The 16,085-nt window shown below is 42.8% G+C and carries 12 protein-coding genes and 1 pseudogene; 1 reads left to right on the top strand and 12 read right to left on the bottom strand.

Annotated elements, in window-relative coordinates; all coding sequences use genetic code 11:
- Nucleotides 1–70 precede the first annotated feature (70 nt).
- The gene (locus H5181_RS09695) at nt 71–1,075 is read right to left on the bottom strand and encodes an NADH:flavin oxidoreductase (protein WP_182750905.1); all 1,005 of its coding nucleotides are present in this window, start codon (nt 1,073–1,075) and stop codon (nt 71–73) included.
- A gap of 9 nt (nt 1,076–1,084) precedes the next feature.
- Nucleotides 1,085–1,699: a LysE family translocator gene (locus H5181_RS09690; RefSeq protein ID WP_182750904.1), complete on the bottom strand. Its 615-nt coding sequence runs from the start codon at nt 1,697–1,699 to the stop codon at nt 1,085–1,087.
- Between the two features lie 242 nt (nt 1,700–1,941).
- Here H5181_RS09690 and H5181_RS09685 point away from each other — a divergent pair, with 242 nt between their 5' ends.
- A complete protein-coding gene (locus H5181_RS09685; RefSeq protein WP_182750903.1) occupies nt 1,942–2,409 on the top strand; it encodes a DTW domain-containing protein in 468 nt (155 codons plus the stop codon).
- Between the two features lie 218 nt (nt 2,410–2,627).
- Here the strand turns inward: H5181_RS09685 and H5181_RS09680 are convergent.
- The 10 genes and pseudogenes from H5181_RS09680 to H5181_RS09640 all read right to left on the bottom strand — a co-directional run.
- Nucleotides 2,628–3,161 (bottom strand): annotated as a pseudogene (locus H5181_RS09680) (DUF6445 family protein); the annotation flags it as partial.
- Nucleotides 3,162–3,173: 12 nt separating this feature from the next.
- Complete coding sequence (locus tag H5181_RS20760; RefSeq protein WP_259397019.1) at nt 3,174–3,389, bottom strand: hypothetical protein; 216 nt, start codon at nt 3,387–3,389, stop codon at nt 3,174–3,176.
- Nucleotides 3,390–3,398: 9 nt separating this feature from the next.
- Nucleotides 3,399–4,886, bottom strand: a complete 1,488-nt coding sequence (locus H5181_RS09675) for a tryptophan halogenase family protein (protein WP_182750902.1) — start codon at nt 4,884–4,886, stop codon at nt 3,399–3,401.
- 42 nt (nt 4,887–4,928) lie between these two features.
- On the bottom strand, nt 4,929–5,948 hold the full coding sequence (locus H5181_RS09670; protein ID WP_182750901.1) for a cupin-like domain-containing protein: 1,020 nt from the start codon (nt 5,946–5,948) through the stop codon (nt 4,929–4,931).
- 5 nt (nt 5,949–5,953) lie between these two features.
- Nucleotides 5,954–6,676 carry a SapC family protein gene (locus H5181_RS09665; protein WP_101086663.1) on the bottom strand — a complete coding sequence of 241 codons (723 nt, stop codon included), beginning with the start codon at nt 6,674–6,676 and terminating at the stop codon, nt 5,954–5,956.
- 110 nt (nt 6,677–6,786) lie between these two features.
- Complete coding sequence (locus tag H5181_RS09660) at nt 6,787–8,361, bottom strand: tryptophan halogenase family protein (protein WP_404948500.1); 1,575 nt, start codon at nt 8,359–8,361, stop codon at nt 6,787–6,789.
- A 314-nt stretch (nt 8,362–8,675) separates the two neighbouring features.
- The gene (locus H5181_RS09655) at nt 8,676–11,612 is read right to left on the bottom strand and encodes a TonB-dependent receptor (protein WP_182750899.1); all 2,937 of its coding nucleotides are present in this window, start codon (nt 11,610–11,612) and stop codon (nt 8,676–8,678) included.
- Nucleotides 11,613–12,105: 493 nt separating this feature from the next.
- A complete protein-coding gene (locus tag H5181_RS09650) occupies nt 12,106–13,113 on the bottom strand; it encodes a LacI family DNA-binding transcriptional regulator (protein ID WP_041412857.1) in 1,008 nt (335 codons plus the stop codon).
- Between the two features lie 55 nt (nt 13,114–13,168).
- Nucleotides 13,169–14,497 (bottom strand): glycoside-pentoside-hexuronide (GPH):cation symporter, encoded by a 1,329-nt coding sequence (locus tag H5181_RS09645; RefSeq protein WP_011636789.1) that lies wholly within the window; start codon nt 14,495–14,497, stop codon nt 13,169–13,171.
- 91 nt (nt 14,498–14,588) lie between these two features.
- A complete protein-coding gene (locus H5181_RS09640; RefSeq protein WP_182750898.1) occupies nt 14,589–15,920 on the bottom strand; it encodes a GH1 family beta-glucosidase in 1,332 nt (443 codons plus the stop codon).
- Between the last annotated feature and the right edge of the window lie 165 nt (nt 15,921–16,085).

Genomic DNA, 16,085 nt, shown 5'->3' with positions numbered 1-16,085 from the left:
AATCAGCAATTAAGATTAGATTTAGGCTCCAGATCATCATTTAGCGCGAGCCATTGCTGACGTTACAGCATTATTTATGTTGAGCCATCACTCGGGTTGCAAAATCACTTGGTCCGGCCAAAATAGCCCGGCCAACTGCCACTAAATCGACTTGCTTAGTCGCTAAAATCGTTTCGATGTAATCAATACTTTCAATGCCGCCGACACCAATGACTGCAGCGGTGGTTGTGCCTGTCAGCGGTGCTGCATCTTCAACTAAAAAGCCCTCGCCGCGTTTGTCTTTAGGGCGATTCCAGCCACCAATGCCTGATGAAACATTAAGTATTTCAACCCCCGCATCAACTAGCCATTGGCTCATTTGGCCCATATCGTTATGGGACAAACCTCCGGGATAACCGTCTTGCCCAGGAATGCGTGTCATTACTGCTAATCTTGGCGTCGCTTGTTTTATTTTACTGACTATTTCGATCAATATTCTGGCGCGATTTTCAAGGCTGCCACCGTACTGGTCTTGGCGTTGATTGGTCAGCGGAGATAACCACTGATTAATGCCGTAACCATGGGCACAATGGAGCTCGACTAAATCAAAACCAGCTTTGTCAGCACGAATGGCAGCACTAACAAAATCCTGCTGCCATTGATTGATATCATCCAATGTCATGGCTCTAGGAGTGGGTAATACACGATCATATGCTGGCACGGTAATGCCTGACGGCCCCATAATATCAGCGCTAATACCTGCACTGTCTTTTCCGCCGCAATGGGTAATTTGTAAGCCTGTTTTTACCCCTGCATTATGTAACGTCGCGGCAATTTGGCTTAAGCCGGGTAAGCAAGTATCATCATGCGCCCCAAGCTGATTAGACTCACTTCGTCCAGCTAAGTTGATATGGCTGTATTCTACCATCACCAACCCTGCACCCGACTGGGCTAAATTATGGTAATGATTGATGGTCGTTTCAGTTGCTAAGCCATTTAAGTCTGCGGTTTGTGACGCCATTGGCGGGACCACTAAACGGTTTTTAAAGGTCAGTCCGTTTGTCAAAGTCAGTGGGGAAAAGCGTAACGCGGTCATTGCAACATCCTATATATTTATGGCGATCAATATGCCAGCAATCAACATAATACTGCCTGCAGTTCGATTCATTATCGTTGCCGCTTTAGGGGAGGTAAATACCTGTTTTGCACTTGATGCCAAATAAGCATAAGTGAGATTAATGGAACCAAAAGCCAAGGTTGCAGTGGCGAGTATGATCATCACATCGGTAAGGTCTACATGGGCCATTGGCACAAAAGCAGGAAAAAAGCTGACGTAAAATATCAACGCTTTTGGGTTGCCCACGGCAATAAGCAGCCCCGTGATTAAATTTTTAAATTGGCTCACTTTAGGTATGGTTGCTAATTGAACGCCTTTGGCCGTTGCACGCAACATACTGAAACCTAACCAGCATAAATAAAGCGCACTGGCGTACTTTATAAGCTCGAAAGCAGGGCCCATGGCATTGGCAATGGCGGCCAAACCGAACAAGGCTAATAGGATATAAGCAAAGTCTCCCATCAGCACGCCAAGGGTAATAAATGCGCCATGCTTAAACCCATTTGAAAATGCTCTTGATACCACGGCAAATACAGCCGGACCCGGCAGTATCGCCAAAATTAACATAGTGAAAAATAATGCAATAACTTGCTGTAGTATCATTAAAAACCTGAACTTGGGTTTATGGGTAGAATACGGTGGTTATAATCGATTAGGTCGCGACACTAAATCGATTTTTCGAGAGTATATCGTATTTTCATATTGTTAATGTATCGGTCTATAGTAAGCAGTCGTTTCAGTTGGTTGAATAGCGTTTATAGACGTTATAATTTTTATTACTTTGGTATTGCGGTATGTCATTACGGCGTTAAGCGGTTTATTTTATAGGTGTTATTTTTAAAATTATGTTGAAAATTATTTTACTAACGCATTCGCGAGAAATGGATCGTGCTAATAATACCGGCCAATTAGTCAAACAGGTTTTAGGCGATAACGCGCGAGTGGTTGAGTGGCACCGCAAACAGCCCGATGCTGAATTATTGGCTGCGATTGAAGCGGGTAAAGTAGGCTTAGTGTTTCCAAGTGATGAAACTACACAAGAGGCTGGCTTGTCATTAGCGTCGCCTGAATATTTAGTAATTATCGATGCCACTTGGCAAGAAGCGCGCAAAATGTTTAATCAGAGCCCTTATTTAAAGGAATTGCCTAAAGTGTCTTTAGTGAATCCACCTAAGTCGATATACCCACTTAGGCGCAATCAAATTGAAGGTGGTTTATGCACAGCAGAATGTGTGGCATTACTGCTTAATCATGCGGGTGAAAGCGCATTATCGACAAGGCTAACCGAGCAACTGATGACATTTGTTGGTTGAGTTTCGTTCGAAGTAAAAAGGTTGTAATTGAGGTGAGTAGATTGCCACCTAGACACCAGAGCAACATTCATTCAACAGCTCAATAAATAGTCGTTCAATAAAGAGCTAAAAAACCTTTTGCGCAACGATTCTCGATCATTTCTATAGCATTGTCAGCTTGTTACGTCTGATGGTTGAATCGTCCGGTGCCGTGGCTTAGCCATAACGAGGTCCCTGTGTTATTTGAAATTGATAAAGATATTCGCGGTAAGTCGTCCTGTTTTAGGACTGCTATCGATGTCGGTTGCTGAGTTGACTAACGTCGAGTGGAGTAGGTTACCGGGATATATGACTAAACGATTTGGCCGATATTGAACCTGATGATAAAGGGTGTAGTGATCATTACTATCGACCACATAATCAGGCGTCAGCGCTTGTTGTGCATCGACAACCGGTTGTGCCTGATTAAAGTAATGGTCAATGTTGTGTGGTGTTATCTGTTCATATTGCGTGGCGTTATGGCGAAAAAATCCAGTATCCCCATGAGAACCATCATTGAGATAGTGCAGAATCGCAAAATAGTGCGGGTCTGGGGTGTCAAAGTGTGGCATGCATTGCAGCGGCAATAAACGTTTTGCAGGATTGTCGATAACCGAAAACACGCATTGTTGGGGTTTTAAGCGTAACGAGTGTGACATCTTGTAGGTATCGTATATTAACTGGTATACCGCATTAATCACGTCTATTACATATTGCTTGGGCAGCGGTGCGCGCTGCCCTGGATACTATGAACCTTGGTCTTGATTAAATTGACTATCATCTATCGCAATATCGATTAGCGGCGAAAGATCAGCGCCAAAGTCATCAATGGTAATCACCGGCGTTTGCTGTAGGCCAATAAACTCAATGTGGGGCGTAAATGGCCCCACCTTGATAATACTCTTGCTTGATAGAGTATTCTTGCTTGATATCGTTTGGTTGTTAGATGACTCGGTTGTCATGTTACAACCTTACATGCTGGCTGATTTACAGTAATGCTGCACAAAATCATGGTGTGCTGGCAAGGTATCTACTTTACGTTTTACCGTTGCTTTAATGCTGTTTAAAAAGCTGGTTAATTCCGCTTCGTCCATCATGTCGACAATAGGATGATATTCTTTCGGCATTAAGCCTTGGCCCATCATCACTTGTATCCACGAGCTTTCACCAAACAATTCATTGCCGTATTTATAGACTTTGCCTGATTGGCTGAACATGTCGATACGATGTTGTAATGAGGCTGGAATTGGCATGTTTTTACAGTAACGCCAAAAGCGACTGTCTTCGCGATCAGTGACCTTGTAATGCAAAATAATAAAGTCGCGAATGTTATCCATTTCAACTTTAGTTTGTTGATTGAATTCAGCAATATCGGTATCTATAATGCCTTGTGATGGGAACAGCTGTAATAGGCGCACTATGCTGCGTTGGATCATATGAATGCTGGTGGACTCTAATGGCTCTAAAAAGCCGGCAGCTAACCCTATTGCTACACAGTTTTTGTTCCAATGTTGACGACGAGTACCCGTTTTAAACTTAATCACCCGTGGTTGATTGATCGGCGCGCCTTCAATGTTATTGAGCAATAATTCAGTCGCATCAGCATCAGAAATGTATTTACTGCAAAACACTAAACCATTGCCGGTGCGGGTTTGCAACGGAATACGCCATTGCCAACCAGACTCTCGGGCAATCGAGCGAGTATATGGAATTGGTTTTTGAACCGCTTCAGTTTGTACTGCTATCGCACTGTCGCACGGTAACCAGTGGCTCCAATCTTCAAAGCCAGTGTTTAAGGTTTGCTCAATTAGCAATGCTTTAAATCCGGTGCAGTCGATAAATAAATCGCCTTCAATTAACTCGCCATTTTCAAGTTTTAACGCGCGGATATTACCCGTGTCGTCGTGTTGTAATACGTCGGCAATTTTACCTTCGATGCGGGTCATGCCATGGTGTTCGGCAAACTTACGCAAAAACTTAGCGTAAAGGCTCGCATCCATATGGTAAGCATGGTTGTAGTCTTGATTGGGTAGCACGGCAAATCGGCCTTGGCGAGCAGCTAAATGCTCGGTGCAATAGTCGCCAATGTCACTAACTAGGCCTTGTTGCTTACCCTTAAGCCAAAAGTGTTGAAAGCCACAAGCCCAGCAGTCTTTACCTAAAAAGCCAAATGAATGCAGGTAGTCTTTGTTGACGTCATGCCAGTTTTCAAACTGGATACCGAGTTTGAAGGTGGCATTTGTGGCTGCCATAACATCTTGTTCTTTTAAGCCCAGTAAACGATGGAAAATATGCAAGGTTGGAATAGTTGCTTCACCGACACCAACAGTGCCAATTTCGTCAGATTCTACTAATATAATTTCAAGATTTTTGCCCAACAGTTTGCTAAAGGCGGCTGCGGCCATCCAACCTGCGGTTCCACCACCGGCAATGACAACTTTTTTGATTGATTTATTCATCTTGGGCATCCTGTTTGGCTTGATATCTTGCTGTGTTCAGCATTATCGTTTTAATTTATTGATTAAGTCTGCGCGTATTTTGCGGGCCGTTAATTCGTCCAATGGCTTAGTTTGCATGCCTTTCACATTGTCGGGAATATGACTGTCATCGACATCATCATGATCGAAAATGTAGTGTTCGAATATCGATTTCCATGCTTGGCGCTGAGCTTTAGGCAGAGAGCGTAAGCTTAATATGCTGTGCAATAAGGCATTGTTAGGCCGGCCTAAAAAGCCTGGAGTATCGCGCCACCAGTGGGTAATGAGTACGTTAAAATCATCGACGCCGCGAACATGGTGCCACCACATGCTGGGAATAAATAACACATCACCAGGGCTTAGCTCTGCTGTTAGGCTGGCGTCTAATGCCTGCTGAAAACGCGGGAAACGTTCAAAGTCGGGGTTCGCCATATCAACGAGACTGATGTCTTGGCCACCGGGTGCCAGTTCCATTGGGCCAACATACAAATTACTAATTTGTTCTGGTGGGAATAGGGTAAAGGTACGTTTTCCGACCACGTTACACGCTAGGTTTAGCGGAAAGTCATAATGAGCAGCGACCTTGGTTTGATTGCCCAACCAAATACTGGTTAAGGGTTGCATGGGCGCTAAATCTAAACTGTTTTGTGCCCCTAAACCGGGTAAACATTGGTGAATGTCGGTCGAGCCCATGTACATTCCGGCAGGCATGTCTTTAATCATTTCTTGGCTTAATCGGTCAAGCAGTTGATTAAAGTCCAATCGGCCAGCTTGATAATTAAAACCATCAAGTTGTTCATTGTAAAACACTCTACCGTGTTGTTCTGGTGGGACATAATACGCTGTTACTGGCATACCTTGATAAAACTGGCGCAGGTAAGTCATTGCGCTTTGTGCTGACTCTAATCCTGCCTGGACTAACGGCCAATGGTGACACAACCCCTTAAATACCATAGGTTTGTCGGCATCACGGATTAAATCAATGACACTCTCTAATGTACATTCATTGATGTGTTCGACGTGCTGAGTCTGGGCCGCTGTCATCACTATTAACCTTGAGCATTCTTGAGGTTAAGTAAGTCTCGTACATTGCTTTGCGAGGCTAATGTCATGTAAATCGCTTGCAAGTAACCTTGCTGATGCAGCTTTGCTAATGCGTCAGCAGACAACCCGGCTAAGGTTTCTTCATTGATGGTGTAAAAACCGATCATCTGATTTTTTTGGCCGTTGTCTAACTCAATATCTAAAGTGAAGGATTCCAGCAATTGATGTTCAATCAAGGCATCGACAAAGCGTTGACCATCTTGTAAACCATGATGGATGACCTCGAGAATTTCGCCGACTTCATCGAGTAATGGCGTGTTACCACCGTAAGGTAAAAACAAGGCTTCACCCTCGGTTTCGCTGACTCTAGGGTGGTCTAAGTCCACATGAATAACGCGTTGCTGACGTTCTACACCATCTTCTAGTACGGTTTGTTGGCCAATTAGAAAAGGTTGGCGACGCACAGTAAGCGGCACGTATGATGCACTCCAACCTTGCTCGCTTAAAAACACGTTGTCATTCTGCTGAAAGCCAAAAAGTGCCACCGCGTAAAATTGGCCTGTGGCAGTATCTTTATGAAAAAAGATAGGATAGTGGGCTTGCACGCTGCGAAATTCTTGCGGGAATGTTACGCTGTACCAAAGGTTATCGCCTAGTGCAGCGGAGCGATGAGTCATCACTTTTACGTCTTTATGTTCAATGCTGTTTAGTAATACATGTTGGCTCATTTTGATGTCCTATCTTGTTCGTTCAAATACGTCGTATTTTTATGATTATTGTACGAGAATCTTGCTTGTAATCTTATTGACGTTGTTATCGTGATTATTTATGTCATGTCTTAAAGCTTAGGGAAACCATATTGCGCCACTTTATCGAGTAACTCGCGATTAGTCGGCAGATTTTTACTAAGTGCTTGGGTGCGTTGCTGGTTTTCATTAAACTGTCGCTGTGCCAATTGCTGCATCGACGGTTTTACATGTGTGGGTAATTGGGTGTTAAAGCCCATCCCATAAAGCACATATTGAAAACTGGCTGCCGGAAATAAGGCTTCTTTATAACTAATATCTTGTTGGCTCGGTGTTTGATAACGCCATAATTCCAGCATGGCTTGTAAGCTGTCGGGTATTGAGTTTGACTCACGATGGTCGCGCCAATAGCGATCTTCTTGACGTTGACTGATGACATAATGCAGTTTTAAAAAATCGATAATTTGTTGCCAATGTTGCTGATAACGCTCGTTAACTCGTGCAGCAATAGTATCCATCATCATGCGGTTTGGCGGTAATTGCTGGGCTAAGGTAGATGCAGTCCATTCGATTAATGCCAAAGCCGACGCTTCTAGTGGTTCAATAAACCCAGCTGCCATCCCGATAGCAATACAGTTATTTTGCCAGCATTTAGCACGATAACCTGGATTAATGGCCAGTTGTCGTGGCTCCAATTTGTCTGCTGCCGCGCCATCAACACCGAGGTAATGAAACAGAGTTTGCTGGGCATCTATATCGTTAGTGTGGCTTGATGAGTATACATAACCGACACCTTTACGTGTTGGTAGGCCAATATCCCAAATCCAACCGTTTGGCTGTGCAGTTGAGTGGGTGCAAGACGCAATAGGGCTATTTGCATCAGAATAGGGGACTTGTATCGCTAGTGCGCGATCATTAAAAAGCACCGATTTTTGGCATAAAAAGGGCACTTGTAAATGTTCACCTAACAGCAATGATTTTGCGCCGGTGCAGTCGATAAATAACTGGCCACTAATTTCGCCATTCTGCTTGGTAATGAGTTTTTCGATGTCACCATGCTGGTTATTAATAATTTGGCTGACATGGTCGCGAATATGGGTGACGCCGAGTTTTTGAGTGCAATGCTCGGTGAGTAACTGGCTAAACTTGGCGGCATTAAGGTGATAGCCGTAGTTATTTTGAAAATGATACTGGGCTGTGGCAATGCTTTTGGGGGCTAAACCAAGCTGAGTTAATACTTGCTGGCTGCAAACGGCTTCGGCAAAGCTGACTTGTTCTGCATGAGGCAACCAGTATGGGCATAAGTCGAGTTCTTGGTGACCGTGAGGCAAACTAAATGGGTGCAAATAACTGTCTGCGACGTTGCTTTGTGGGTCTTTGCACCAATTGATAAACCGAGAGCCCTGTTTAAAGCTGGCATCACATTGGCGAATAAAGTCGTTTTCATCGATACCAATTTTGCTCAGGGTTGAGCGCATCGAAGGCCACGTGCCTTCACCTACGCCAATAGTGGCCACATCCGGTGATTCGATTAAGGTAATATTGAGTTTGGGAGAGTGAGCTAAAACACCTTTATCAACATTATGTTCAGCGGCCAACAAACCGGCAGTTATCCAACCAGCGGTGCCGCCTCCAACGATGATTATTTCGGTTATTGGTTTTTGCATCATCTTTACCTACGCTTTTGGCGTGATTATTATTTTTATTCTGATGAATCTAAAAATCTGATTGCTTATAGAACATGTTAGGTAGCATTCAATAAAATGTAAGCACATTCAAGTAATAGTTTTTTTATGTTTTTGCGTACATGGTTTCAAACTGTTTAACGCAAAAAATAGTAACGTCCTTGTTACTCAATGTATTGCAATAAAAGGAGGTGACAAAAGTTGGCACCTCAACGACCTGAAAGGGTACTTGAGTGAATTCTGTCTAACACTGGAGTGTTAGCCGAAATATCACTCAATGACTATTGCATTATCGGTTAGAAAGTATAACGAGCACCTAAACTATAACGTGCGCCAGTTTCGGTTAGGTTTAACACTTGCTCGTCAGCACGACCGTGAACACGGATGTACTCTTCAGTAATGTTAAGTCCTTCGAAAAACACCGTTAAGCCTTCAACAGACTCGACATCATAGCTAACAGACAAATCGATTTGCGAGTAAGCTTCTGTGTACTGTGGGTTAGCGCCAGTACCTTGACCTGTAGAGTTTAAGAACTCATCACGCCAGTTGTATGCGATACGGGCTTGGAAACCATAATTCTCGTACACGAATACCGCGTTAGCGGTGTCACTAATACCGATTAATGCTGATTGTGCATCAAATGAGAAGTTGTCGTAAGCCTGATCACTATTAACCAAGGTGTAGTTGGCTATTACACCAAATCCGCTTTCGCCGAAGAAGTGTTGTGCCGCAAACTCCCAACCATCAATGACTGAGTTATTAGAGCTGTTTGATGGCGTTGAAATATTAAAGTTCAACAATTCATCATTATTAGCAGCACTGCCGCTAATAATTTGATTCGTGACATCTACAGCAGCATTATCAGCATAATTTGCGAAAATATAATCACGAACAGCCCCAGCTTCGGTTGTACCCGTTGCGGCCACAGCAGCTTTATATAAATCACCAGATGCTGGGTTATAAATGCCGTTAGTGGTTTTAACTGTTTCAGAACTGATAAAGTTTTTAGTGTCTTTACGGAAGTATCCAACAGACACATAGCTTGATGGGGCGTAATACCACTCAGCAGAGAAGTCGATATTTTCTGATTCTAATGGCAACAATGTAGGGTTACCTGCAGAACCACCACCATTACTTCGATTGGCAAGCGTCGCTAATACCGTACCGCCTTGAATATCTGTGTAGCTAGGACGACCAATGGTTTCACTGTATGCCGCACGAAGCATGACATCTTCTACTACTTCAATATTAAAGTTGAAGCTTGGTAGTAAATAGTCGTAATCACCGGTTTTGGTTTCAAATACTTGCTCACCAGTACCCACTAATGCAATTTCAGTTTCAGCAATCCAGTCAGCGCCATTATATCCTGCAACGGCAGCGGTCGAGGTGACATCAGTTTGCTCATAACGAAGTCCGAAATGCACGTCATATGGCATGCCGGCAATTTCATTATCGTAGTTGTACTGTACATAAACGGCTTGTGATTCTTCTTCAGTATAACGATCTGTTTCAGCTGCATAATTAGTAGAAGGGCAGAAGCCATTACCACAATCACCGCTTACTGCAGAAGCATAGTTTGCTGCTGCAAAATCACGTACTGATGCAAAATCCCACATGAAAATGGTATCTAAAACGTCAAAGTTACCGTCTGACAGAGAGAAATCGCCGCCATTAGCGTCAAATTTGTCATGAATGGTATCAGCTGGGAACCATGCATCTTCAAAGTCACCTGCAGAACCTACTCCACCCCAATCGTTACGCTGAACGTTGACGCTTTGTGAGTGGTTGTTAACGTTAGTTAGCGCTACACCAAAGTCGATGCTACCTGCATCTTCAAATAAGTATTCACCGTCAAATTGGTATTGATCAATTTCAGACTTATTACGTGCGTTACCAAAAACAGAACCGGTAAGCATCATGTCTGCAGGTGTCACTGCATTACCACCACCAACAGCAAGTACAGGTAAGTCACCGCTAAAGTCAGTTGCCGCGCTGGTACGCACAAACGCTGCAGTACTTAAATTGTTGTTTGAACCATAAAGGTTATTCGGTTTGTTTTCTGCAACCGAGTTGTGCGCATCAAATGTCAGCTTTAAGTTATCTGTTGCTTGCCATTCAAGGTTAAAACCTAAAGAACCACTTTCGTTACGTACGCCATAGTCACCAGCAGCCATAGATAAATCAGCAGGTGAATCATAAGTTTCAGAGTAAATAAGTGGTGAGGCGATAGGGCCATCAGACCATACGTTTTCAGACGGAACGAAGTTAAACCATGCTGATACGTCATTCGATTGAGTGTCGATGTCGTTACGCATGTAGGTATAGTCTACGCTTGCGACTACACTATCAACCGGGCTGTACTGTAATACTAACTGGCCGTTAGTACGGGTACGTTGTTGTTCCTCAAAACGATAAACAGTGGTTTGCGGAACGGAATAAATATCGCTATCATCAGGACGATTAACTTGGGTGCTGTCTTTAGCCACTCCGCCCCAATCACTGTTGTCAGCAGAACCTGGGAAGCTACGCCAGCCTGTGCCAACCTGTGCTTGTTGGTTACCACTTTCACGCTCTTGGTAACTGGCCGATAGTGAAATACCAAATTTATCATCTGCAAACGTGTTTGAGTACAAACCAGATAATTCAGGGGTTACTGAGCCATTATCTGTTGATTGGTCATCAACCGCTTTTACACCAAAAGTGGCTTTCAATCCCGGAGAGCTGAATGGCTTGTGGGTTAAAATATCGATAGTAGAACCGATACCACCGGTAGAATCTGAGGCTTGGCTGGTTTTATGAACTTCTACACCGCTGATACTTTCAGATGCGATGTTAGCAAAATCAAATGAGCGCGAGCCTGTAGTGACGGGCATTTGACGACCATTGAGGGTGATCAAGTTGTAATCAGGACCAAAACCACGCACTGATACTTTACTGCCTTCACCGTTAGAACGGTCAATCGATACACCTGTAATACGCTGTAACGATTCAGCTAAGTTAGTATCAGGAAACTTACCAATATCTTCAGCAGAAATAGAGTCAACGACTCCACTTGATGAACGCTTCACATCCATTGATTTAATTAAACTGCCACGAATACCAGTAACCGAAATAACTTCGATATTTTCGTCACTGACTTCATCAGCAGCATGAGCTGGTAAGATACTGCTCATACCAAGGACAAGCGATAAACTGGTCGCAAGCTTGGTTTTGTTAAATGTTCTTGTTTTCATCTAGGAAATCCCCATTGACTAGATTTTACTTCTCTCAATATTGCGGGTTAGGCGCAAATCGTTTTTTTTAATTCTCCATCGGCGCGGTAAACATTATTTATAATTAGTTGTCATATAAAACATCAAATGTAAGCGCTTACATAAAACTAGTGTAAAATGTGACCGCAGTCAACAAAAACAAGTTTTAATTATTACATTTCATTAACCGAGATGTTTACTTAATCATACACTAGTTTTTTAGCTGTTGTTTTTAAATGGTTTTCTATTTATGGGTATTTTGCGTAAAAATGTAAGCGCTTTCTTTTGGTGGCGTAATTGTTAATGATTTAATTTGTAAATTGTCTGATAAATCGGCTGACAAAGAGGGATCTAAAACGATTAAGTTGGCCGTTCAATAGATAAGGATTTTCGGGAATCATATTATGCGGGGGCTTTTTACATAAAAAAGCACAAGCAATATACTGCTTATGCTTTTCTGTTTAGGCTAAGTCTATTAATCGTGAGAAATGGCTTGAGATGAACTTCGTATAAATAACTCTGGCTTAAATGAACTCTCAACAATCACTTCTTTGTCATTATAGACTTCTTGAAGAACCCATCGTGCCGCCATTTTGCCCATTTCGTGAATAGGGTTACTCACGGTAGATAACTTGGGAGAAATATACTGTGGGAAGGGGATGTTATCGTAACCAATAAATGAAATGTCATCAGGTACGCGGATTCCGTGTTCTAAACACACCGCAATAGCCCCAGAGGCCATTTGATCATTCGCACACACAACTGCAGTGATGGTTTTATTCATCGACAATAAACGTTCCATCGCCTCACAACCGCCAGCTTCTTTAAAGTCACTTTCAATGCAAAGGGTGTCATCAAAATCGATATTGTATTGTTGCAATGCTCGTTTATGCCCTTTTAGACGATCTCTCACGTCGAGCTTAAACAATGGCCCTGAAATATATGCGATGTCTTTATGGCCAAGTGATAAAATGTGCTCGGTAGCCATGAAACCACCTTGTTCATTTTCAAGATAAACACAGCGTTCTTTGATAGCGTCGATATAGCGGTTAATAAATACCACAGGTGTTGAGCCTTTACTGAGTTCAATCAAGTAATCGTCTGATACAGCCTCAATATCCAAAATAAGGGCATCACAGCCGCGACTCATTAAAAACTCAACCCCTTCTTTTTCTTGCTTCTCGTCACTATGACCAGCAGCAATAATCACGTGCTTGTTAGCTGTTCGAAGGGCGGTTTCAATTTCTGTCATCATAGGACCATAAAAAGGCCCGTCAAGCTGAGACACCAAAACCCCGACACTGTTTGAACAGTTCGAGGCAAGCGACTGTGCAATGGTATTAGGCCGGTAACCTAAGGCTTTCATTGCATCGAGTACTTTTTGTTTGGTTTTATCGCTGACTTTGGTGTTGTTGTTCATGACTCGGGACACAGTCGCCAGAGACACACCAGCCATTACGGATACATCGTAAATAGTTGCCATATAATGAGTATTTAAAAGCCATCTTGGAGCACATGGCTCCAAGACTAACATGCTTTTATTTTGCTTCTCTATTTAATTCTAAGTGAATTTGGTCCACTTTTTGATTATCTAAGGTGTACCAACGCATTACAAAAGCCACCACTAATGAACCAATAGCAGGGTAAATAGTGAATGATAATAATATTCCTTGCTGAGTATGCTCCGTTTGCATGGTATCAGGCTGATAACCATAACCCGCTAATAACCACCCCGCAGAAGCGCCACCAATGGCAACCCCCAGTTTGATAAAGAAAATCACTGAAGAATAAATCATCCCGGTAATACGCACGCCGTTTTTATATTGGCCATAATCGACAACATCAGCCATTTTTGCCCACAATAGTGGGGTGGCCATGTTGAAGGTAAAGCCCCAGATAATAAACATGCCAAAGGCGAGTACGACTTGATCGCTAGGTACAAAGTAGCTCACTACGCACATCGCTGCCGCAAGGAGTTGCAAGGTGATATAAGCTTTAACTTTACAAAAGCGTTTAGCCAAAGGCTCAGCTAAAATACAGCCAAATATATTACCGACCATTCCTAGGGTGATAAAGAGGGTGATGGAGTCTGGCATGTTAAGGAAATATTTAACGTAGTAAATGGCTAAACTGGTGCGTAACACCATGCCTGATAATAAACATACTGCTGCAATAGCAAGGACACGCCACTGGTCATTTTTGAGCATGTCGGTAAAGTCTTTCTTAAAGCTAGATTGTTGATCAACCGGCGGGTGTAGGCGTTCCTTCGTGCCCCAGAAACAGGCTAAAAACATCGCCACGCCTAAGATGCTCATGGCGGTAATCGTCAGTTGATAACCTTTAGCTTGGTCGCCTTCACCTAAGTACTCAACAAGGGGTAAGGTTAAGCCTGAAACGAGTAAGCCGCCCAACATCGCAAATACAAAACGGTAAGATTGTACTGACACTCGCTCTTTTGGATCGGCCGTTAACACGCCGCCTAATGCACAATAAGGGATATTAATGGCGGTGTAGACCATCATAAGTGCGGTATAAGTGACGAAGGCATAAATCATTTTGCCGTCTTCGGTTAAGTCTGGGGTGGTAAAGGCTAAAACACTAATAAAACCAAAAGGCAGGGCAAACCACAAAAGATAAGGTCTAAACTTACCCCAGCGGGTATTGGTGCGGTCTGCAAGTGCGCCCATTAACGGATCGGTAACCGCATCAATTAAGCGTACTGCTAAAAACATGGTGCCGACAAATGCTGGCGAGATACCGAAAATGTCGGTATAGAAAAAAGTTAAAAACAGCATGACTGTTTGGAACACAATGTTACTGGCAGTGTCCCCGAGTCCGTAAGCTATTTTTTCTCTGGTGCTTATCATACATGCCTCAATTATTGTTATTTGTTAAAATGATGCGACTGTTTGAATAGAACAAAGCCGTTTATACAACGGCTTTGTTCTGATTAACATATTATTTTCGTGCGCTAATAAAATCCCTATAAGCATGTGCACTGGCTTTTAAGGTGCGTTTTTGAGTTTCGTAGTCTACATAGACAATCCCAAAACGTTTTAAGTAGCCTTCAGCCCATTCAAAATTGTCCATTAAACTCCATGCAAAATAGCCGACAACATTAACACCTTGTTCAATGGCATTATTTACTGCATTTAAGTGGGCGTTATAGTATTCGAGTCTGTCTTGATCATCCACTTTACCTTCTATCAATTTATCGTCCATTGCTGCGCCGTTTTCGGTAATGTAGATCGGCGGTAAAGGATAAAGTGCATGCAGTGAAGTCAATAAATCGGTAAAGGATTGTGGGTATATTTCCCAGCCGATATCCGTTTTAGGTTTGTCGACCATATCAATTTGGCTAAAACCAGTGGCTGGATCTGCTTTGTACACTGCTCGGGTGTAAAAGTTGATGCCTAAAAAGTCGATAGGTTGAGCAATAATATCAAAGTCGCCTTGTTCAATAACGGGCATATCTTCAGTGGCGAAGTCATTAATAATCTCAGGATAGCAACGGTCAAACAGTGGTTTGATATACCATTGATTAAAGTATTGGTCGGCTTTACTGGCTGCTTCAACATCTGCGGCAGAGTCTGTTGCGCTATAACAAGGCGTGAAGTTAAGCACGATACCATTTTGGCTATTAGGGCTATTTTTTTGCAATACTTTCATGGCTAAACCATGAGCCAATAATAAATGGTGTGCAGATTGACGACCAAATGCTTTAGTGGCTAATCCTGGTGCATGAACACCAATTTCATAGCCTAAATATGAGCTGCAAAATGGTTCGTTAAACGTGGCGTAAGAATACACTCGATCGCCAAATGCTTGAGTGATTTTGTCGGCATAGTCTGCAAACAAATAAGCTGTTTCACGATTTAACCAGCCACCATTATCTTCAATATGTTGTGGTAAATCCCAATGGTATAAGGTCACAAAGGTTTTAATGCCACGACGATTTAGTTCATCAAGCAAATCAGTATAAAACGCGACACCTTGTGGATTGAGGCTTCCATCTTTATGCATTACGCGTGGCCACGAAATGGATAAGCGATAAGCGTCAACGCCCAGCGACTCAATTAAATCGACATCATCACGCCATAACTTTACATGCTCGCATGCTTGCGAGCCGTCAGAGTTATCACGAATTTTACCTGGCGTCGCACAAAAGGTATCCCATATACAAGGAAGACGAGAATCCACTGCGCCTTCAATTTGAAAAGAAGCAGTCGCCACACCAAAGGTGAACGCTTTTGAATGCATTTTGGAATCGGCTGGTAACATAATTTTCATATTTAAATTCACTTAGTATTAATTAATTGTGTCTATTTTTATGACTAACTTATTACGTTGAAACACCCTGATAAAAGGCCTTGTGCTACGTTAGCTACGCAGTAAAAAATAAGCTCTCGCGTTTAAAAATCGTTGACATCAGTTATCGATATGTTAAAAATGAAA

The sequence above is a fragment of the Shewanella sp. SG44-2 genome (assembly GCF_014164215.1).
GTDB classification, from domain to species: Bacteria; Pseudomonadota; Gammaproteobacteria; order Enterobacterales; family Shewanellaceae; genus Shewanella; species Shewanella frigidimarina.
This window is presented reverse-complemented; position numbering and strand designations above follow the sequence as displayed.

Coding starts and splice junctions, on each gene's coding strand:
- H5181_RS09685 (WP_182750903.1), top strand. CDS start 1,942: ATGTTGAAAATTATTTTACTAACGCATTCGCGAGAAATGGATCGTGCT.
- H5181_RS09665 (WP_101086663.1), bottom strand. CDS start 6,676: ATGAGCCAACATGTATTACTAAACAGCATTGAACATAAAGACGTAAAA.
- H5181_RS20760 (WP_259397019.1), bottom strand. CDS start 3,389: ATGACAACCGAGTCATCTAACAACCAAACGATATCAAGCAAGAATACT.
- H5181_RS09645 (WP_011636789.1), bottom strand. CDS start 14,497: ATGATAAGCACCAGAGAAAAAATAGCTTACGGACTCGGGGACACTGCC.
- H5181_RS09670 (WP_182750901.1), bottom strand. CDS start 5,948: ATGACAGCGGCCCAGACTCAGCACGTCGAACACATCAATGAATGTACA.
- H5181_RS09675 (WP_182750902.1), bottom strand. CDS start 4,886: ATGAATAAATCAATCAAAAAAGTTGTCATTGCCGGTGGTGGAACCGCA.
- H5181_RS09650 (WP_041412857.1), bottom strand. CDS start 13,113: ATGGCAACTATTTACGATGTATCCGTAATGGCTGGTGTGTCTCTGGCG.
- H5181_RS09690 (WP_182750904.1), bottom strand. CDS start 1,699: ATGATACTACAGCAAGTTATTGCATTATTTTTCACTATGTTAATTTTG.
- H5181_RS09640 (WP_182750898.1), bottom strand. CDS start 15,920: ATGAAAATTATGTTACCAGCCGATTCCAAAATGCATTCAAAAGCGTTC.
- H5181_RS09655 (WP_182750899.1), bottom strand. CDS start 11,612: ATGAAAACAAGAACATTTAACAAAACCAAGCTTGCGACCAGTTTATCG.
- H5181_RS09695 (WP_182750905.1), bottom strand. CDS start 1,075: ATGACCGCGTTACGCTTTTCCCCACTGACTTTGACAAACGGACTGACC.
- H5181_RS09660 (WP_404948500.1), bottom strand. CDS start 8,361: ATGCAAAAACCAATAACCGAAATAATCATCGTTGGAGGCGGCACCGCT.